11 protein-coding genes are annotated in these 19,677 nt (G+C 62.2%); 3 read left to right on the top strand and 8 right to left on the bottom strand.

The window, feature by feature from the left end:
* Positions 1 to 12: 12 nt before the first annotated feature.
* The gene (locus tag C4J84_RS25840) at positions 13 to 921 is read left to right on the top strand and encodes a homocysteine S-methyltransferase family protein (RefSeq protein WP_124372325.1); all 909 of its coding nucleotides are present in this window, start codon (positions 13 to 15) and stop codon (positions 919 to 921) included.
* Positions 922 to 1,045: 124 nt separating this feature from the next.
* Here the strand turns inward: C4J84_RS25840 and C4J84_RS25835 are convergent, their stop codons facing one another.
* Genes C4J84_RS25835 through C4J84_RS25825 form a run of 3 tightly spaced genes read right to left on the bottom strand, consistent with a single transcriptional unit; the run spans position 1,046 to position 2,809 of the window.
* Entirely contained in the window at positions 1,046 to 1,717 is a 672-nt protein-coding gene (locus C4J84_RS25835) for a GNAT family N-acetyltransferase (RefSeq protein WP_124368868.1), read from the bottom strand.
* 10 nt (positions 1,718 to 1,727) lie between these two features.
* Positions 1,728 to 2,174, bottom strand: coding sequence for an N-acetyltransferase (locus C4J84_RS25830; RefSeq protein ID WP_124372323.1), 447 nt, complete (start codon positions 2,172 to 2,174; stop codon positions 1,728 to 1,730).
* On the bottom strand, positions 2,171 to 2,809 hold the full coding sequence (locus C4J84_RS25825; protein WP_124430797.1) for an FMN-binding negative transcriptional regulator: 639 nt from the start codon (positions 2,807 to 2,809) through the stop codon (positions 2,171 to 2,173). The genes C4J84_RS25830 and C4J84_RS25825 overlap by 4 nt, the downstream gene beginning before the upstream one ends.
* Positions 2,810 to 2,896: 87 nt before the next feature.
* On the opposite strand from C4J84_RS25825, the gene C4J84_RS25820 reads away from it, so the two are divergent.
* A complete protein-coding gene (locus C4J84_RS25820) occupies positions 2,897 to 4,438 on the top strand; it encodes a PLP-dependent aminotransferase family protein (RefSeq protein ID WP_124436275.1) in 1,542 nt (513 codons plus the stop codon).
* 5 nt (positions 4,439 to 4,443) lie between these two features.
* Here C4J84_RS25820 and C4J84_RS25815 read toward each other — a convergent pair whose 3' ends face one another.
* The 5 genes from C4J84_RS25815 to aspA form a co-directional block, all read right to left on the bottom strand.
* Entirely contained in the window at positions 4,444 to 9,072 is a 4,629-nt protein-coding gene (locus tag C4J84_RS25815) for a dermonecrotic toxin domain-containing protein (protein ID WP_124436274.1), read from the bottom strand.
* A 190-nt stretch (positions 9,073 to 9,262) separates the two neighbouring features.
* Complete coding sequence (locus C4J84_RS25810) at positions 9,263 to 13,840, bottom strand: dermonecrotic toxin domain-containing protein (RefSeq protein ID WP_256681371.1); 4,578 nt, start codon at positions 13,838 to 13,840, stop codon at positions 9,263 to 9,265.
* 115 nt (positions 13,841 to 13,955) lie between these two features.
* Positions 13,956 to 14,933 carry an asparaginase gene (locus tag C4J84_RS25805; RefSeq protein WP_124436273.1) on the bottom strand — a complete coding sequence of 326 codons (978 nt, stop codon included), beginning with the start codon at positions 14,931 to 14,933 and terminating at the stop codon, positions 13,956 to 13,958.
* 77 nt (positions 14,934 to 15,010) lie between these two features.
* Positions 15,011 to 16,456, bottom strand: a complete 1,446-nt coding sequence (locus C4J84_RS25800; RefSeq protein ID WP_124368862.1) for a sodium:alanine symporter family protein — start codon at positions 16,454 to 16,456, stop codon at positions 15,011 to 15,013.
* A gap of 392 nt (positions 16,457 to 16,848) precedes the next feature.
* On the bottom strand, positions 16,849 to 18,273 hold the full coding sequence (gene aspA, locus C4J84_RS25795) for an aspartate ammonia-lyase (RefSeq protein ID WP_124368861.1): 1,425 nt from the start codon (positions 18,271 to 18,273) through the stop codon (positions 16,849 to 16,851).
* A 181-nt stretch (positions 18,274 to 18,454) separates the two neighbouring features.
* On the opposite strand from aspA, the gene C4J84_RS25790 reads away from it, so the two are divergent.
* Positions 18,455 to 19,363 (top strand): LysR substrate-binding domain-containing protein, encoded by a 909-nt coding sequence (locus C4J84_RS25790; protein WP_057726084.1) that lies wholly within the window; start codon positions 18,455 to 18,457, stop codon positions 19,361 to 19,363.
* Positions 19,364 to 19,677 lie beyond the last annotated feature (314 nt).

The raw sequence follows: 19,677 nt of genomic DNA, 5'->3' as shown, positions 1-19,677 counted from the left end.
AGTAAAAGCTATATGGGCGCACAACCTACAGTAATTCTCGATGGCGGTATGGGCCGTGAGCTGCAACGCCGTGGCGCGCCGTTCAGGCAGCCTGAGTGGTCGGCGCTGGCGTTGAGTGAAGCGCCTCAGGCGGTTGAGGCGGTGCACGCGGCGTATATCCAGAGCGGCGCCAACGTGATCACCAGCAACAGCTACGCCGTTGTGCCCTTTCATATTGGTGAGGCGCGGTTCGCCGCCGAAGGCCAGGCGCTGGCGGCCCTCGCTGGTGAATTGGCCCGCCGTGCGGTGCAGGCTTCAGGCCAGGCGGTGCGGGTGGCGGGTTCATTGCCGCCGCTGTTCGGTTCTTATCGGCCGGATTTGTTCGAGCCTGGGCGGGTGAGCGAGCTGCTGACGCCTCTGGTGAACGGCCTGGCGCCCCACGTCGACCTGTGGCTGGCGGAAACCCAGAGCTCCATCGCCGAGGCGCGGGCGATCCAGGCCGGGCTGCCGAAAGACGGTAAACCGCTCTGGCTGTCGTTTACCTTGAAGGACGAAGACACGGACGAGGTGCCACGCCTGCGCTCAGGCGAACCGGTGGCGGATGCCGCCGAAGCGGCAGCGCAGCTGGGCGTGGAGGTGCTGCTGTTCAACTGCAGCCAGCCGGAAGTGATCGGCGCGGCGATTGACGCTGCCCGCCAGACCTTCGAGCGCCTTGGCGTGGCGATCCAGATCGGCGCTTACGCCAACGCGTTCCCGCCGCAACCCAAGGAGGCCACGGCCAACGATGGCCTCGACCCGCTGCGCGATGACCTTGACCCGCCCGGCTATCTGCACTGGGCGGCCGATTGGCAGGCGCGCGGGGCCAGCCATCTGGGCGGCTGCTGCGGCATCGGGCCGGAGCATATTGCGGTGCTGGCCAAGCACCTGACCCCAATCGGTTAAGGCTTTGTGTAGGAGCGCTCGCGAAGAACTAGGGGCTTCACGTTTATCCAGTATGAGCGTGTTGCCTGGGCGTTTTTCGCGAGCAAGCTCGCTCCTACAGGGGCATTGGGGCGAACCCCTCGTTTCAATTTCTGCACTCGGCCAATGTTTTCAGCTGCCCGGCGCTGGTCTGGTTAGCCTCCGAGAGCCACTGTTCGAACCCCGCGTCAATCGCCGGCCATTCCGAATCCAGCATCGAAAACCATGCCGTATCGCGGTTCTGGCCCTTGACCACCATGTGCTGGCGGAACACCCCTTCGAAACTGAAACCCAGGCGCTCGGCTGCGTATCGGGAGCGGGCGTTGCCGTTGTTGCATTTCCATTCCAGGCGGCGGTAGCCCTGCTCGAACGCATACTTGGCCAGCAGATACACCGCCTCGGTGCTTTTCGGCGAGCGCTGCATCGGGGCGCCGAAGGTGACATGGCCGATTTCGATACGGCCCTGGGCCGGGACGATGGACATCAAACTCAGGATGCCCTGCACCTCATCGTTGGCGCGGTCGACCACACTGAAGAAATACGGGTCGGTGCTGGCCGCGTGGTTGTTCAACCACACATCGAACGCGGCGCGCTCGGCAAACGGGCCGTAAGGCAGGTAGTCCCACAACTTGGGGTCGGCGCCGGGGCCTTCGAGGGCTTGCCAGAGCTGATCGGCGTGGCGCGCGGGGTCGAGTTTGACCAGGCGGATAAAACGTCCTTCGAGCAGTTGAGCCGTGGGCGCCGGAACGCCTTTCCAGTCAGCGAGGGAGGTGGGCATGCTGCGCTCCTTAAAGGGCTTTGCGAAATTGAATTAAACCTGGGCGTTCAGCGATGCGCTCATAGAGCTGGATCGCCGTGGCGTTGGTCTCGTGGGTCAGCCAATGCACTTTGCCGCAGCCATCTGCCTTGGCCGTGGCATAGACGAACTCGATCAGTTTGCGACCGACGCCGGTGCCGCGTTGGGCCGAGTCCACCAGCAGGTCTTGCAGGTAGCAGGAGTTCTCGATACTCCAGTTGGAGCGATGGTAGATGAAGTTGACCATGCCCACCGCCTTGCCACCCTGCCAGGCCAGGGCCGAATGGGTCGGCTCGTCGGCATCGATCAGGCGTTGCCAGGTGCTCTGGCTGACCGCGTCCGGCAATTGGGTGTTGTAGAACGTCAAATACGCCTGCCACAGCGGCAACCAGGCGGTGTGGTCGGCGGCGCTGACCTGGCGAATCTCGAGCGGGCTCATTCTGGAACTCCTTGGGGCATAAAGCGGGCGAGGGTCTGGTCGCGTACGTCGACACTGGCGGCCAGGCCGTTGCGCACCCCGGCGATGTCGGCCGGGCTGCGGTTCTGGCTGAGCTTGCGTTTGCCGATCAGGCGATCAATGGGCAGCGCGAAGCCGACGATGGCCTTGAGCATGCCATCAATGTAGTCGGCCGGGGCGTCGCTGACTTTCCAGGGCTTGTCGCGAGCGCTTTCATGGCGATCAGTGAGCGCGCTGACCAGGCCAAGCAGGCGTTCGGCGTCGGTGAACACATCGGCCTTGCCGTAGGCGTGCACTGCCAGGTAATTCCAGGTGGGCACCACTTTGCCGTGCTCGGCCTTGGCCGGGTAAAACGCCGGGCTGACGTAAGCATCGGCGCCGGCAAAGATCACCAGGGCTTCGCTGCCGTTTTGCAGGTCTTTCCACTGCGGATTGGCCCTGGCCAGGTGCCCGTACAACGTGCCATTGGGGCCTTCATCGGGATTCAGCAGCAGTGGCAAATGGCTGGCCTGCAGGCCTTGCTCGCCAAAGGTCACCAACTGCGCCAGGCGTGTGTGCTGGATCAGTTGGTGTAATTCGGGCAGGTCTTCGAGGACAAAGGCGCGTGGTGTGTACATGAATATTTTCCTTGGCGAATGCCTGCATCCTAGGCAGGCTAATGGTCCGTTGTAAGAGCCATCCAAGGTCAATTTCGTAGGTCCAATATGTCACCACTCTCGCCGCCTCTGTCATTTAACCCGGCCGGTATCGAGCTGGACCGGCGCCAGGGCCTCACGCGCCAACTCTATGAGGCCCTGCGCCTGCGCGTGCTGGACGGGCGCCTGGTCAGCGGCACGCGTTTGCCCGCCAGCCGTGATCTGGCTGCGGCCCTGTCGATTTCCCGCAACAGCGTGGTGCGCGCCTACGATCAGTTGTACGCCGAGGGGTTTATCGAAGGCCGGGTGGGAGATGGCACTTATGTCGCCCAACTGCCTACCCCTAAAAATTTATCCACAAAACTATCCACAGGCTTACCAACAGGCTTATCCCCAGCCTTATCCACAAAATGCACGAATTTGCCGGTGGATCTGCATGCCGAAGTTATCCACAGTCCGGCCCTGGACCGTCTGCAACACAACCATTTAGCCCAACCGCCGACCGGGCCGCCCAAGGCGTTTCGCGTGGGGGTGCCCGCCTTCGATCTGTTCCCTTTTGAGGTCTGGGCCAAGCTGAACGGGGCTTTCTGGCGCAAGCCGGACCTGGAACAGTTGTGCTACGGCGACCCCGCAGGCGACGCACGCCTGCGTGGGCTGATCGCGGCTTACCTGCGCAGCTCGCGAGGCATGCAGTGCACCGCTGAACAAATAGTGATCACCAGTGGTGCACAGCAGGCAATCAGCCTTTGTGCACAGTTGCTGGTGGAGCCCGGCGACGGGGTCGCGGTGGAAAACCCAGGCTATCGTGCAGCCGGCCACGCATTCGCCTTGGCTGGTGCGAACCTGCGGGGTGTGCCGGTGGACAGCGAAGGTATCGACTGCCAGGCCCTCAATGGCCTGAAAGACTGCCGCCTGGCCTATGTCACACCCTCCCATCAATACCCGCTGGGCGTGGTGATGAGCCTGGCGCGGCGCCTGGAACTGCTGGCCTGGGCCGAGCGCACCGGTGGCTGGATCATCGAAGACGACTACGATGGCGAATACCGCTACAGCGGTGCGCCGCTGGCGCCCCTGGCCGCGTTGGACCGCAGCGGGCGCGTGCTCTACGTCGGTACCTTCGGCAAAGTGGCGTTCCCGGCCCTGCGTCTGGGCTATCTGGTATTGCCGCCGGGTCTGGTGGATGCGTTCTCCCGGCGCCGCGCCGTCGACATGCGCCACTCGGAAGTCAGCACTCAGGCGGTGATGGCCGAATTCATGGCTGCCGGGCATTTCCAGCGCCATATCCGCCGCATGCGTCGCGCCGCCCTGAGTCGGCGCAATGCCTTGCTGGCCGGCTGGCCCAGCGGGCTGCCCGGTGTGGACAACCTGCCCGCTGTTGCAGCGGGCCTGCACCTTACGGTTCGGGTAGACAGCCTGGCCCGTGAGCAGCAGTTGCTGGCACAAGCCCGCGGCGTGGGCGTAGAAATCAATGGCCTGAGTAGCTATTGGCTGCCCGATTCAAGCCCGGCACCGGATCAACGCGCCGGCCTGGTGCTGGGGTTTGCCGCCGTGCCTGAGGCAGCCATTACCCAGGCCCTGTTGCGTCTGGGCAAAGCCTGGCTCAGCGGCTGACCCACTCAGCTGTGGAAGAACAACGAGCGCGCCAGCTGCGGGCTGATTTCACTGCGGTACACCGCAATCTGGTCCCGGTCGCTCAGGCCTGCGCGCTCCATGGCTCCGCCAAGTTTGCGCTGCTCGCGGGTTTTCAGATGACCGGCAAAGAAATTTTCGGTCGCGGCTTGCACGGAATCGTAGTGAAAGTGCGCATACCACAACGCGGCACGGCTCTGGTGATCGCGCACTTCGTATTCGTCCAGATAGTTCTTGCCGGGGCCCTTGAGACGCTTGCGGGTAACGACCTTTTCAATCTTCACCAATCCCTGTTCGTGCAGCCATTCCACCCGCGCTGCGGTGGGCGGTTGTTCTTTGGTCATGCTGATGCGGGTGTCGGAGCCCAGTTTGTAGAGCCGCTGCGCAGCGTCGTTGAGGTTTTTGTTGAGGGTGGCGGCGGAAGGACGATCGCTTTCGGTGAGGTTGAGCCGCGTCAGTCCTTCCTCGATGCTGCTCACCGAGCGCTCCAGGCGTGCGGCGTACTGGTGCAGCATCTCTTCGATTTCCACCGGGATGCACCCGGCTTTTCTGGAGTGCGCAAGGATACGCTGGGTGACGGCCTGCTCTTCGTCCAGCAAACCTTGCCCGGCGTTCATGCCCGCATTCAGGTCAACGGTGTGTGGCTCTGCACGGCTTGGGGACGGGCTTTCCCGTTCGACCCAGACCCCCGGTATTTTCTCATGGAACGTGGCGATGAGCCTGCCCGTCATTGGCGCCTTGACGTCCACCAGGTGGCTTTGCGTCGCGCGAGGTTCGCCCACCACCACGCCATTGAAGCGGGTCTTGATGACTTTGCGCTTGGGCGTAGGCGGCGGCTTTGACGTACCCGGCTTGGGTTCCAGGGTCTTTTTCTCGCGCAGCAGCCGCGCAAGCTCCACCACCGCCTGCTGATTGAAACCGTCGATTTCCTTGCGAAGGTCCTCCAGGGTTTCCCGGTTTACCTGCTCCGGGTGTTCGGCGTGCAGGTCCAGCAGGCGTTGGTCGACGATGGCGAATTGGTCGGCCACGCTGTTGAGCACCTCGATGCGCTCATCCAGGCCGCTGACGTTGGCTTCGATCAGGGTTTCAACCCAGTTTTGAATGTTGAGGTCGGCAATCTCGACAATTTCGCCGATCTGGGTGCGGGCATCGATAAACGCCTCGCCGTCGCCTTCGCGGATACACAGGTAACGCGTCAGGGTGACTTGCAGCGCCTTGAGATCGTGCAGCCGCATGCCGGGCAACGCGCGCATGGTGGTCTGTGCGACCTTCGCGCCTTCCATGCCAAGTCCTTCCAGTTCACGGTAGCGCGACTCGGCGTATTCCAGGCGGCTGATCATTGCCTTGTTCAAATTCGCCATGACCTGGGCAGCTTCGGCCTGCTTCTTGGGTTCAAGGGTGGACAGGGTCTCGATGTGCTCGAGGGTCCAGAGCAGTTTTTCCCGAAACTCGGGGAGGCTTTCAGCCACGGCGGATCGGGTCAGCAGCAATTGCTTGTTCAGGTAGTCGGTCATGCTGCTCTGGTAATTGGGCACCGAGTCGATGATGTTCAGTGCGCGCAACTGGCGGATGGGTGTCTCGTACTGTTCCAGGCGAGCGTCGACCTTCTCGATGAATGCCTGGTGCGTCGTATCCCTGGACGGCCCGGGCTCGCGAACGATGGCGTCAAATACGGCGGCGACTTCCGCCTGCCCGCGTCTTTCATCGGCATCGAACGCAGTGAGGCTTTCACGCAATTCCTTGATGCGCGAAGGTGCCTTGCCCCTGGCCGCCCTGCGGCGATTCCTGAAGCCGGCGCCGCGCAGGCGCAGGCGTGTGTCGACAAACCATTTGCCGGCCAGGTTGCCCATCAATGCCGGGCCGGTTTGCGAAGGCTGGCGGGGATCGACGACCACCACGTTGTCGTTGTCGTCGACGGTGACCTCGAACCAGCGTTCACCGACCTGCGCGTACCATTTGCCGGCCAGGCCATGAAGATGCAGGTGCGGGCCAGGCTCCTTGTTCGATTCGCCCAACCCTTCCGGTTTAGAGATTTTGAAGCGATCCAGCGTCGCCGCCAGGCTTGAAGGTGTGCGGCTCAGCGCCCCTTGGATGTGCAATGGACCCTGATGTTCAGCGGGTAGCTCGGCTTCGGACAGGTCCGGTTGCTTGGTCACGATGGGTTTCCTGGGCACAGGCGCTGCCTTTTCTGGCTCTTCGACCAGCTTCGGTTCGGGCTCGAGCGCAAAACCTTCGGCGCTGTTTTTCGGTGATGAGTGGCGCAGGGTGACGTGCATCACCAGCGCCATGCCCAGATTGAGGAGCAGGTCGATCTGCGCCGTCCATGAGGTTGTCCCGTCAGGTCCAGGCTCTTGCTCGGTGGTTTCTTGCAGGTCATCCATGATTTGCCAGATCCAGGCCGCGATCCCGGCTGTGCGCCCGAGGAAGGGCAGGGCCGCGCCGAAAATCTGCCAGGCGGCCTGTCGATAGCTTGCCCAGCGCTTCTGGGTGTTGGATACCGATTGCTGCTTGGCCAGATCAATCATGGCATTGGCGTTGGCCTCGAACAGCGTCCCCAAGACGTCACCGGTCAGCACTTCATCGCTCAGGCCGATAGGCCCGCTCATTTGCAGGACCACTTCGGGCTCCACCAGCACCCGCGCCACGGTCCACGGCGAAGGCAGTTTGTCGGGGAACACGTATTGCTCGTAGTTGAAGCGCGAACTTTCCGGCAGCCAGGCCAGGACCGACTCGCGCAGCAGGTGACTGTGCTTGATGGCATACAGCAGGTTTTGCCGGGTGGGGTATTGGAACAGCACCGGCTCGAGCAGCGGGCGATAAAGTACGCAGGGGCCCTGGGTGTGATCGCGAGGGCCGATCACGAACATATTGGCGACCACATCCTGCTCATGACCGGGCCGCAGCGCCGGGATAAAAGCCAGGCGGCGGATAACGATCTCCTGCCCCTCTACCTGGCGGTCGTGCTGCTGGGCCTGGACAACGGCTGCGACATAGCGATAGCCGAGAGAGTTGAGCCCATTCTCACCCTTGATCTTCCACTGCAGGGCTTGCAGCGGTAATTGCACTCGCAGGTTTGAAACGTAGAGCAGTTGGCGGGCCTTGGACTCGAACGGGTCCGTGAGCAGGGTGCTCTTGATCAGTGCCGGATAGTGCTTGCCGATATCGATGGCTTCGATCAGTTGCTTCAAGTAGTCGTAGGTCAGCCAGTCCGGGGCGTCGCCACCGTTGTAGCGCACGCTCGCTGTACCCGTCGGCAAACCGGTGAGGTTTGCCAGGGCCAGGTCGATCAGGCTGTGGCGCGTGATGTCACTGCTTCCCGGCACCACAAACGTACCCCAGAGCACCGGGCTCTCGATGCTGACTTCAACCTTGTCCAGGTTCAGGCCGGCGCCATTGGGATGGGCCTGGATTTTACTGCGCAGTTGCGCCCGGGCGTAGTCGCGGATCGACGCGATCCCGTCATCGAACTGCAAGCCTTGGTTGTGCGTGTGCAACTGGGCCAGATCAATGATGCCCCGGCCGTAGGCGGAGATGTCGAGGTCCGAGGCGTCCGCCAACCATTCGGGCAGTTGGTGATGAATCTGGCGGATGTTCGACAGCGAGTGATCGCTCAGGTCGTCGATCACCGGTACGACGCTGATCACGGCCTGGTCGCTGATGCCTTTACTGGTGAAAGATTTGTGGCTGCGCAAGCCAAAGGCGCCGATGACCGCTAGTTGCAGGGCGATCATGGCGAAGGCCTGGCTATCGAAGAAATTCCCAGGGGGTTGATACAGCCGCCATTGCACGTCCAGCTCGGGATGGTACGGGTTCAATCTGCCCGGCAGGACGTCGCCCAGTTGCTGCATCGAGTCGAACTTCTCGTAACCCTCGACCAGCGAGTACGTCAGGATCCGCTGCTTCTGCTCATGGACGCCGATCAGTACCGCTATGTCCGCCAGGCCCGCATGCACGGTCTTGTTGTTTTGGCGTACGTCCATGTCGATCAGGTAGACATTGATCGGGTACGGATCGCCTTCTTGACGGCCAGTCGGATCCGGCAATCGGAACAGCGTTCGAGCCATGGCGCAGTCGTGTTCATCCCAGCCTTCCAGCTTGTTGAGGTTCCACACCTTGCGCAGGGACTGGGAAAGTATCTGCCAGCGCGGGCCGGCGGTGCCATTGGACGCGTTCCAGTGGTCCAGTTGCTGCTCCTGAAAGGCGACGAAAATCAGCGCCGACAGCTCGTTGAGCAACCGCGCAATGGCGTCGATTTTCACCGGCAGGTGGACTGCGGGTACTGCGTGGGGGTGTTGGGTGAGGAAATGCTCGCCGTCGATGTAGATCACCGGCGCGGGCGCCAACGCTTGCCGAGCGAGGACCGTGGTCAGCGAGTCGACATACGGCTCCGCCGGTTGGAGAACATCGTCAATGATGCTCCAGCGCGGCGTAATCACCATGGCCAGGTCAGGCTCGATATCCAGCGTCGGAAACTCTTCGCGCAGCGCCGTACGCAACAGGATTGAGGCGACCTCGCGCATCGAAGGGCCGGTGGTCAGTTGTGTCAGCAGATCGTAGGTGCTGGGAGGAAGGTTGCGGGCGACGGGGTCGTCGTTTCGGGATGAGTCATTGGGCATCTGCAGCTCCTTGCGAGCAGTCGAACGAGAGAGTCGCAAGGTAGTGTCCAAAGATGCCCAGGGGACGGTAGATAGATAAAACAGCCAGGGCGCGCAGTCCCTGGCCGACGCTTATCAGGTCCCGGACTTGATCTTGCTCCAGGCGCGGGTCCTGCCGGGTTTTGGCAGGAAGCAGCAAGGAGTGTGCCGGTCAGTGGTCGAAAAATAAGCGCTTGGCCGCGTCCAGGTTGATCTCGCTACGGAAATAAGCAATTTGCTGTTGCTCGTTGAGCCCTTGCATGGAATCGGCCAGCGACCCCTTGCGGTACTCCTGGGGCGTTTTCAAGCGCGCGGAAATAAAGGACTTGGCCGGCGTCCAGGCCGCCGAGTAATGAAAGTGCGCATACCACAGCACCTCATGGCTGTAGCGTTCGCTGATGGTGTATTCATCCAGGTAATCCGGCACAGTGCTCTTGAGCCGACGCCGCTTGATGACCTTCTTGATGATGATCGCGTTGCGGTCCTTGAGCCACTCAACCCCGGCGGGGGTCGGGGCATGTTGCTTGATCATGCGCATCATGTGATCGGAGGCGAGTTTATAAAGCGCCTGCGCCGCGTCGTTGAGTTGTTTGCCGAGGCTGGCTGCCGAATGTGAGTGGGTGTCTGTGGTGTTGTCGCGAGCCAGCGCCTTCTCGATGTGCCGGTTGGTTTCTTCCAGCAGCAAAGCATGCCGGTGATACAGGTACTCGATGCCGACGGCGGTGCGATCCTGCTTTTTTGCCTGCTCGACGGCGCGCTGCTTGAAGGCTGCCAGACCGTCCAGCAGTGCCCGGCCGTGGTCCAGGCTGACCTGGAGGTCGGGCACCACATCCTCGCCTTCGGGCGTGGTGACACGTTGCACCCACATGTTCGGGCTTTTCTCATGGAAGGTTGCGATGACCTGCTGGGTCAGCGGTGACCGGATATCCACCATGTCGGTTTCAAGACCGATGGGCGTCAGCCGAGGTTCACCGATCAGTACGCCGTTGTAACGGGTGTGGATGAATTTTTTCAGCGGCCTTGGCGGTGTCTGCGGTGGCGTCGGCCGGTTTCGGAAGACGTCACGCTCGGCGTGCAACAGGCTTAAATGCTGCAGGGCCTCCTGGGAAAATTCGCGCAACTTCAGACGCAGGCCTTGCAGCGGGTCCGACAGGACCACGGCGGGAAACTCCTGAGGGAAATCGTCCAGGCGTTCATCGATGACCTTGAATTGCTCGATCAGGCTGCCCAGCGAGTCGATACGTTCATCCAGGCGTGATTCGCTGCGCTCGTGCAGGGTGTCGCGCAACGCCTGGACCGAGAGGTCCGCGCTATCGACGATCTCGTCCATGGCCTTCCAGGCATCGGGTTCAGTGGCGGTGCTGGTTTTTTCCAGGCACAGGTTGCGCGCCAGGGTCACCTGCAGCGCCTTGAGATCAGTGCTGGTGTAGGCCGGCAGCCGCTTTCTGGCGTCCTGGATCAGGCGCATTCCGTCCTGGGCCAGGGCGCGCAATTGGGTGAAGCGCGTTTGCGTGTAGTCCAGGCGCGCGATCATGTCCTCGCTCAGCTCGGTCATTTGTTGCGCGCCCGCCACCTCGCGCTGCCCGGATTCGCGGCTCTGGCGTTCGATCTGGTCCAGGGTGGTCTTGAGCTTGGGGGTAAAAAGGGTTTGCGCTTCGCGGATTCCGGCTTCGTTGAGTTCCAGTTGCGCGCGTACGTAGCCCAGGGCCTTTTGTTGATAGTCGGGCACCGAGGTGAATACGTTCAGGGTCTTGAGTTGCTGCAGCGCCGTTTCATAGTCGGCACTCTGGGTGCCGAGCTTCTCCAGGTAGAGTTCGCGCTTGGCGGCGGCCGAGGTTCCGGGGGCCTCGGTCATGGCCTGGTGGGTTTGCTGCAGCTCGCTTTGTGCGTTTTTTTTCGCGTTTTCAAAGGCCACCAGCTTGGCACGCACGTCGGCGGCTTGCAGGGTCGCTTCGGCTTTCGCCAGCTTGAGCATCTGTTTGGGGCCACCGCCGCGCAGGCGCAAGCGGGTGTCGATAACCCACTGGCCCGCCGCGCTGTGAAACAGCGTCGGGCCTGTTCGCTCGGGCTGCTGCGGGTCGATGATCATGACGGTATCGTTCTCGTCCACGGCGACTTCAAACCAGCGCTCGCCGACCTGGGCGTAGTACTTCTGGTCGTGCCGGGTCAGGTGTTGGTGCGGCCCCTGGTTCGTTTCGACAGTGCTCGGCTCGTGCGGCTTGCTCACCTTGAAGCTGTCCAGCACACGGCCGAGTGTGGCTGGCGCCCGATTGACCGCGCCGCTGGTGTGCAGCCATCGCGCATGGCCGGGTGGCAACTCATGGGTGGCAATCGTTTCCAGTTGGAGGGTTTCCACAGTGGGCAGCGGCGCTGGCTTGATGAGCGTGGGCTCGGGCTCCCGGCGACGGCCCACGGGCCGCAGGCGCGTGCTGATGTGCAGGGTAATCGCGGTCGCGAGGTTGAGCAGCACATCGGTGAACGCCGCCCATTGCGCGGGTTTTGCGTCGTCCTCCCAGGCAATCACGAACTGTTGCACTTGCTCGACGACCTGCCAGATCCAGGCGCCGGTTGCCACGGTCGGGCTGGCAAACGGCAGTGCGGCATTGAGCAGCGTCCAGCCGGCATGCTTGAGCGTCTCCCAGCGGTTTTCCGCATTCGACACCGACTGGTGATCGGCGAGCTTGATCAGGGCTTGGGCATTGGCCTCATAGAGGCTGGCAAACAGATCGCCGTCGAGCGTGCGTTCACCCAGGCTTATCGGCCCGCTCATGGTCCATTGCGTCGAGGTGTCCACCAGAAAGTCCGCGACGGCCCACGGCGAGGGCAGTGCCCCGGGGAACACATAATTGGCGTAATGGTTGCGCATGTCATCAGGCAGCCACGCCAGCACTGACTTGCGCAGGTCGGGGGACTGGGCGATGGCATACATCAGGTTGGCGTGGGAAGGGTATTGGATCAGGGCCGGGTCAAACTGCGGCCGATACAGCAGGCAGGGGCCGACGGAAGAACCCTTCGCGCCGATCACGTACATGTTTTCCACCTCGTCCGGCGAGCCATCGCTGCGGCGCTGGGGCACGAAGGCCAAGGGCCGGATAACAATGTCTTGCCCGTCGACCTTGCGGTCCTCGACGTCAGCCTGCATCGCGGCGGCGACGTAGCGGTAGCCTTGTTCATCAATTCCGTGTTCGCGACGAATCTTGCATTGCAGGGCCAGCAGCGGCAGTTGGATGCGCAGGTGGTGGGCGTAGAGACGCTTTCGCCGTGAGGCTTCGCTCTTGATCTCCAGCAGCTTGCGGTTGATCAGTGCCGGGTACTGCTTGCCGATATCGGCCTTGCTGACAAGGCTTTCCACATAATCGACGGTCATCCATTGCGGCAACGGCCGCTCATTGCTTTGGAGCAGCGTCTTGTTGCCCAGCGGCACCGCGATCAAGTTCTGCAAGGCCAGTTCGCTGAGGCTGAAGGTGGTGGTGTCCGTCTGTCCCGGCACGGTGAAGGTGCCCCACACGACCAGGCTTTGAACCCGGATGCTGAGCTTGTCCAGCGGCAGGTGCAGCGCCTCTGGATGCTCCTTGAGCATTTCGGCCTTCAGCGACTCAAGCGCATATTGCTCGATGGGCGGGATATCGTCCTGGTAGGACTTGCCCAGGTTCATGCTTTGCAGGGCGGCCAGGTCTTTCAAATGCCGCGAATAGAAACCCAGGTCAGAGAGAGAGGCTTGCCGCAGCCAGTCCGGGAGCACTTGCCGGTACCAATCCAGGGGCGGCCCGTTTTTGGCGATCTGCTCGGGGGTAACCAGCGCCGGTGCCGTCTCGGGTTCATCGTCGATGGAAAAATCCTGGGTGCCGATGGCCTCGATCTGCAAGGCGATCAGGCTGCAGGCCTGGTGGTCGAAAAAGTCGTCGGTCGGTTCGAACAGCCGCCACTGGATTTTTTTTCGCGTGGCCGACGGGCTCAGCCGGTCCGGCAGGCTCTGGCCAAGTTGCTCCAGCGAGGCGAATTTTTCATACCCCTTGAGCAGGGAGTAGGTGAGGATAATCTCGCGTTCGTCCCGTCGACCGATCAGTACGGCTGTCGAGCATTCGTTCAAATGCGTGACTTTTTCGTCGTCGACCTGATCGATGTCGATCAGGCACGCTCGCAGGTTGTAAGGGTCATTGAGCCGCCCGCTGCGCGTCGGGGCGTGAAACAACAGGCGAGCCATGGCGCAGTCGTCGTCATCCCAGCCGTCCACCCGCTGAACATTCCACGCTGCCCGCAATGAGTTGGAAAACCCATGCCAGCGCGGGCCGTCGTCGGTGCTGTGGTTCCAGAATTCCACCTGCTGTTCCTGGAACGCGGCCGGCATCACCGGTGCCAGGGTGTTGAGGGTGTGGGCGATGTCGACAATACGCACGGGCAGCAGCATCGGCGGGTCGGTCAGCGGTTGCTGGGTGAGGAAGTGTTCGCCTTCAATGTACGTTGTCGTCCCGCCGACTACGGACTGTCTGGCCAGGATGTCGCTGAGGGTTTGATAGAACGTCAGCCCGGGGACGATCTTGTCCTCGACGATTTCCCAGGATGGGCTGCCGACCAGGCTGAGGTCGGGATTGATGTCGAGTGCCGGGTACTGCTCTTGTAAGGTCTGGCGCAACAACACTGAGGCCACTTCTCTGAATGAGGGCCGTGCAGTGAGTTGGGTGAGCAGGTCCAGTGTCAGGTCCGCAGGCTTGACGGATGGCTGCTCAAAAGTTCGGCTGTGCGTAGTCATGGGGCATCCCTGTCTGGCCGGTTGATGGAAGCGACCCGAGGTCTCCACTCGGGTGTTCCATGCTAGGTACCGGCCAGTCAGGGCAGGGGGTGATTATGTAGCGGCCGACGCTGGCTCAGCGCAGCTCCCCACACAGGTCCAGTTCGACCAGGCGGCGGATATCGGCCGTGGCCAGCCCGGCGCCCAGCAAGGCGTTGAGCTTGCCGAAGGCCGCTTCGCGGGTCATGCCGCCGCCCGACAACACGCCCACGCCGCGCAGGCGTCTGCCGGCTTCATACACATCCAGTTCCACGCCGCCTTCATGGCATTGAGTGATGGCGACTACCACGATGCCCAGGTCCTGCGCACGCTGTAGGCTGGCGAGAAACGCCGGATTGTCGCTCGGCCCGGTGCCGCTGCCGAAGCATTCCAGGATCAGCGCTTGAATGCCGCTGTCGATCAGTGCATCCAGCTGTGCGGCGGCGATGCCCGGCACCAGCGGCAACACGCCGACGTTGGCCAGGGCCTTGGGCTGGCGGTAATCCAGGGCGGCGGGAAGCGCCTCGGCCTTGGCCGCGCCGCCGTTGCGCTGCAGCGCGGCGAAGGGATGGCGCCCAAAGCTGCGGATTTTCGCGCAACGGGTCGGCGCCATCAGCGCGCCGTGAAAGTACAGGTGCACGCCCGGTGCCAGACCTTCGCCCAGCGCGGCCAAGGCGCCACTGACGTTTTCCCAGGCATCGCTGTCGGGCACACCGGCCGGCAGCATCGAGCCGGTAAACACCACCGGTGCCGGCAGGCCCAGCAGTTGGAAACTCATGGCTGCCGCGCTGTAGGCCAGGGTGTCGGTACCGTGCAGGATCAGCACGGCGTCGCAACCAGTGTCCACCGCTTCAACCACGGCGGTGCGCAAGCGCTGCCAGTAGGCGGGCGTCATGTTGGCGCTGTCGATCAGCGGGGACATTTCCCGGAAACGCCAGGCGGGCGCTTGCAGGTTGGCGAACTGGTCACGCATGCGGGCTTCGAATCCGGAAGCGGGTGCCAGTCCATTGGCGCTGGCCTGCATGCCGATGGTGCCACCGGTGTAGAGCACCATGACGTTATTGGCTGGTTGCATTTGAAAATCTCCTGAACGAAAAACGCCGCCGGGCCCAGAGCATGCCCAAGGCCAGGCGGCGTGTCATCTGTCTACGCTCAGCGTTGCACTTGAGCGTTCAATTCAGCCGCCGGGGACGCTTGCGGTTTTACCGGATTCGCCGGCCAGGCCTTGCGGTCCAGGTCCAGGTCGGGGAACTGGCTGGAGTCGAATACCGGAGTCTTGATGCCCGCAGCGCGCTGGTTGTCGTAGTCATTCAGGATGCGCATGGCGATCTTGAACAGGAACGCCAGGGCGAACAGGTTGACGAACGCCAGCATGGTCATGGTGATGTCGGCGAAGGCGAACACGGTGCCCAGGTTCTCGATGGAACCCCAGAAAATCAGCACCAGCACCAGTGCGCGGTAGCCCATCAGCACCTTGCGGTTGTTGCCGACCAAAAAGCGCAGGTTGCTCTCGCCCAGGTAGTAGTTGTACATGATCGACGTGAACACGAACAACGCCAGGGCCACCGAGATGAACATGCGGCCCCAGTCACCCACCACTGCCGCCAGGGAGTTCTGGGTCAGGGCAATGCCGTCGCCTTCAAAACCTGGGGTGTAGAAGCCGGAGAGCAGGATCAACAAGGCGGTGCAGGTACAGATCACAAAGGTGTCGAGGAACACGCTGAACGCTTGCACCACACCCTGGGCGATCGGGTGTTCCACCGACGCCACGGCTGCCACGTTAGGCGCGCTGCCCAGGCCGGCTTCGTTGGCAAACACGCCGCGTTTGACGCCCATGATGATCGCGCTGCCCACCAGTCCACCGAAGGCCTGGTCGAGGCCGAACGCGCTCTTGACGATCGTCGCGAGCATGGCCGGCACGTGGTCGAATTGCAGCACGATCACGTACAGGGTCACGGCGATGTAGACCAGGGTCTTGACCGGTACCAGCAGGTCGGCGATCGAGGCGATACGCTTGATCCCGCCGATGAACACCAGGCCCAGCAGCACCGCCAGCGCGAGGCCGGTATAGGTGGTGTCGAGGCCGAAGGCGTTATTCAGCGAGTGGGTCACGGCATGGGCTTGCAGGCCGTTGAAGGCGAAACCGAAGGTCACCAGCAACAGGAACGCCATCACCATTCCCAGCCAGCGTTTGTGCAGGCCGTGCTGGATGTAATAAGCCGGCCCGCCACGGTAGGTGCCTTCGGCGTCGGTGCGCTTGTACAACTGGCCCAGGGAGCACTCGATGAAGCTCGAAGACATGCCCACCAGCGCGGTGACCCACATCCAGAACACGGCACCGGGGCCGCCCAGGGTCACGGCAATGCCGACGCCGGCGATATTACCGGCACCGACGCGGCCCGCCAGGCTGAGCATCAGCGCCTGGAATGAACTGAGTTGGCCGGAGCTGCTCTTGAGGCTGTCGCGAAACACCGAGAACATGTGGAAAAAGTGACGCAACTGCACGAAACGCGAGCGAATCGTGAAATAACCGCCGAGCCCGACAATGAGCACGATCAGTACTTTCCCTGAGAGGAAGTCGTTGATGACTTCGAGCATGGAGTGTTCCTCGCTGATTTTTCTAATGGCAAACGCAGGACGGTCCGACACATCGTATGGCACCAGGCAGTGCACGACGTTCGACCCCAATCCTTTTGCGGGTGTTGTTATTCATGCGGTTTCGCGTTGTACCCGGGCCTCGTTACCGACGGCCGCAGACGCGAAGAGGGGCGGCACTATACCTAGGCGAATGTGATCCGTCTGCCTGGGCCGATTAAAGGTTTCAGCCAGGCCGTTACAGGAGAGGTGGGTTTGCGGTGCGATATTGGATTTTTTATGGGCGTCATTTCACAACCTCAGAGCAAAAAAAAGGGCCTGAAGAACGAGCCTTCAGGCCCTCAAAAGGTGAGAGGTGTCTAGTCCCTCAACCTGGTGAGCGGTGCAACAAACACTTAGGCCTTCAACGGGACCAAGCGTGGAGCGATCATGTTTTCGGGGCGCAGGATGTCGTCGAGCATGGCGTCGTCGAGCAAGCCTTCTTCGCGCACCAGTTCCAGCACGCCGCGGCCGCTTTCAAGGGCGATGCGCGCGATGCGGGTGGCGTTTTCGTAGCCGATGTAAGGGTTCAGCGCGGTGACCAGGCCGATGGAATGTTCCACCAGCTCGCGGCAGCGCGCTTCGTTGGCGGTGATGCCGACGATGCAATGCTCGCGCAGCATGTCCATGGCGCGTTGCAGCAGGCGGATCGAGTCGAAGATCTTGAACGCGATCAGCGGCTCCATCACGTTCAACTGCAGTTGGCCGCCTTCGGCTGCCATGGTCAGCGCCAGGTCGTTACCGATAACCTGGAAAGCCACCTGATTCACGGCTTCCGGGATCACCGGGTTGACCTTGCCGGGCATGATCGAGCTGCCTGGCTGGCGTGCCGGCAGGTTGATCTCGTTGATCCCGGTACGTGGGCCGCTGGACAGCAGGCGCAGGTCGTTGCAGATCTTCGACAGCTTCACGGCGGTACGCTTGAGCATGCCCGAGAACAGCACGAAGGCGCCCATGTCGGAGGTGGCTTCGATCAAGTCGGCAGCCGGTACCAGCGGCTGGCCGCTGATCAGGGCCAGGCGTTGCACGGCCAGGGCCTGGTAGCGCGGGTCGGCATTGATGCCGGTACCGATGGCGGTGCCGCCCAGGTTCACTTCGGTCAACAGCTCCGGCGCCAGGGTTTTCAGGCGCGCCAGGTCTTCACCGAGGGTGGTGGCGAAGGCGCGGAACTCCTGGCCGAGGGTCATCGGCACGGCGTCTTGCAATTGGGTACGGCCCATTTTCAACACATGCCCGAACTCGACGCCTTTGGCGGCGAACGCCTGGATCAGGCTGTCGAGGCTGGCCAGCAGCGCGTCATGGCCCAGCAGCAGGCCCAGGCGGATCGCGGTCGGGTAGGCGTCGTTGGTCGACTGCGCCATGTTCACGTCGTTGTTGGGGTGCAGGTATTGATACTCGCCCTTCTGGTGGCCCATGGCCTCCAGCGCGATGTTGGCGATGACTTCGTTGGCATTCATGTTGGTTGAAGTGCCGGCGCCGCCTTGAATCATGTCCACCACGAACTCTTCGTGGAAATCGCCGCGGATCAGGCGGGCACAGGCTTCGCTGATGGCCGCGTGCTTGGCTTCGCTGAGTTGACCCAGTTCGCGGTTGGCGTCAGCGGCCGCTTGCTTGACCATTGCCAGGCCGACCACCAATTTCGGGTAATGCGAAATCGGAACGCCCGAGAGGCGGAAGTTATTCACCGCTCGCAGGGTCTGGATGCCGTAATACGCTTGAGCGGGTACTTCGAGTACGCCAAGCAGGTCTTTTTCTGTGCGGAATGATGCAGCGGAGGACATGACGGAAATCATCTCGATATGGACCCGGAACTGGCCGGAACGCTGCGAATGCTAGGCTTGTAGAAGTTTTTGGGCCAATGCTGTTAAACACTGGCCTATGCACAAACGGCATAATGTGGATGTGACCCGGTTACCATGACGGGCGTGTGTGCCAAAATGGTGCATTCCCGTGGAGGCAGTGATGAACCTTGAAAGCAAATGGCTGGAAGACTTCAGCGCTTTGGCGGCGACGCGCAGTTTTTCCCAGGCGGCGGAGCGGCGCTTTGTCACCCAGCCGGCGTTCAGCCGACGCATTCGCAGCCTGGAGGCCGCGTTGGGCCTGACCCTGGTCAACCGCTCGCGCACGCCGGTGGAGCTGACGGCGGCGGGCCAGTTGTTCCTGGTCACCGCCCGCACGGTGGTCGAGCAGCTCGGTGAAGTGCTGCGCCATTTGCATCACCTGGAAGGCGGGCAGGGCGAAGTCATGCAAGTGGCGGCCGCGCACTCCCTGGCGCTGGGCTTTTTCCCACGCTGGATCGCGCAGTTGCGCAATGAAGGCCTGAACATCGCCACGCGGCTGGTGGCGACCAACGTCGGCGATGCCGTGCATGCGCTGCGCGAAGGCGGTTGCGACCTGATGCTGGCGTTCTATGACCCGGATGCGGCGATGCAGATGGACGCGGAGATCTTCCCGTCGCTGCACCTGGGCAACACCGAAATGCTCCCGGTGTGCGCCGCCGATGCGGATGGAAAGCCATTGTTCGACCTGGAAGGCGAGGGCAGCGTGCCGTTGCTGGCCTACAGCGCCGGCGCGTTCCTGGGCCGTTCGGTGAACTTACTGTTGCGTCAGCGCGCCTTGCGTTTCACGACGATCTACGAGACGGCCATGGCCGACAGCCTCAAAAGCATGGCGTTGGAAGGATTGGGCATCGCCTGGGTGCCGCAATTGAGCGTGCGGGCGGAACTGGCCCGAGGCGAATTGGTGGTGTGTGGCGGATCGCAGTGGCACGTGCCGCTGGAGATTCGGCTGTACCGCTGTGCGCTGGTGCGCAAGGCGAATGTGCGGTTGTTGTGGCGCAAGTTGGAAGGTGGCGCTGCACAGAATACCTGAGCCGAACACAGGTCAAATGTGGGAGGGGGCTTGCTCCCGATAGCGGTGTGTCTGGTACTGATAGGTCGCTGAACCACCGCTATCGGGAGCAAGCCCCCTCCCACAGGTTTCAGGGTGTATTCGCTGACTCTTAAGTCAATAAAACCGCCACTTTGCACCGCTGGGCAGATGGTCGTCCAAGGGGCTGTTTATCTGGATTATTACGGTATACTGCGCGGCCTTCGGCCGGTCCAACCGGCCTTAATTCGTACACCAAGCCACGCCGGATTTCCCGCGTGGCTTGTTGTTTTTTGACGCGCCTGCGGGCGCCCAGA

Origin of the sequence: Pseudomonas sp. R11-23-07, from assembly GCF_003852295.1 — a bacterium.
Lineage (GTDB): Bacteria > Pseudomonadota > Gammaproteobacteria > Pseudomonadales > Pseudomonadaceae > Aquipseudomonas.
This window is presented reverse-complemented; position numbering and strand designations above follow the sequence as displayed.

Excerpts from the sequence above, each read along its gene's own strand:
- C4J84_RS25820 (WP_124436275.1), top strand. The coding sequence starts at position 2,897 with ATGTCACCACTCTCGCCGCCTCTGTCATTTAACCCGGCCGGTATCGAG.
- C4J84_RS25805 (WP_124436273.1), bottom strand. The coding sequence starts at position 14,933 with ATGCAACCAGCCAATAACGTCATGGTGCTCTACACCGGTGGCACCATC.
- aspA (WP_124368861.1), bottom strand. The coding sequence starts at position 18,273 with ATGTCCTCCGCTGCATCATTCCGCACAGAAAAAGACCTGCTTGGCGTA.
- C4J84_RS25830 (WP_124372323.1), bottom strand. The coding sequence starts at position 2,174 with ATGAGCCCGCTCGAGATTCGCCAGGTCAGCGCCGCCGACCACACCGCC.
- C4J84_RS25790 (WP_057726084.1), top strand. The coding sequence starts at position 18,455 with ATGAACCTTGAAAGCAAATGGCTGGAAGACTTCAGCGCTTTGGCGGCG.
- C4J84_RS25840 (WP_124372325.1), top strand. The coding sequence starts at position 13 with ATGGGCGCACAACCTACAGTAATTCTCGATGGCGGTATGGGCCGTGAG.
- C4J84_RS25835 (WP_124368868.1), bottom strand. The coding sequence starts at position 1,717 with ATGCCCACCTCCCTCGCTGACTGGAAAGGCGTTCCGGCGCCCACGGCT.
- C4J84_RS25800 (WP_124368862.1), bottom strand. The coding sequence starts at position 16,456 with ATGCTCGAAGTCATCAACGACTTCCTCTCAGGGAAAGTACTGATCGTG.
- C4J84_RS25825 (WP_124430797.1), bottom strand. The coding sequence starts at position 2,809 with ATGTACACACCACGCGCCTTTGTCCTCGAAGACCTGCCCGAATTACAC.
- C4J84_RS25810 (WP_256681371.1), bottom strand. The coding sequence starts at position 13,840 with ATGACTACGCACAGCCGAACTTTTGAGCAGCCATCCGTCAAGCCTGCG.
- C4J84_RS25815 (WP_124436274.1), bottom strand. The coding sequence starts at position 9,072 with ATGCCCAATGACTCATCCCGAAACGACGACCCCGTCGCCCGCAACCTT.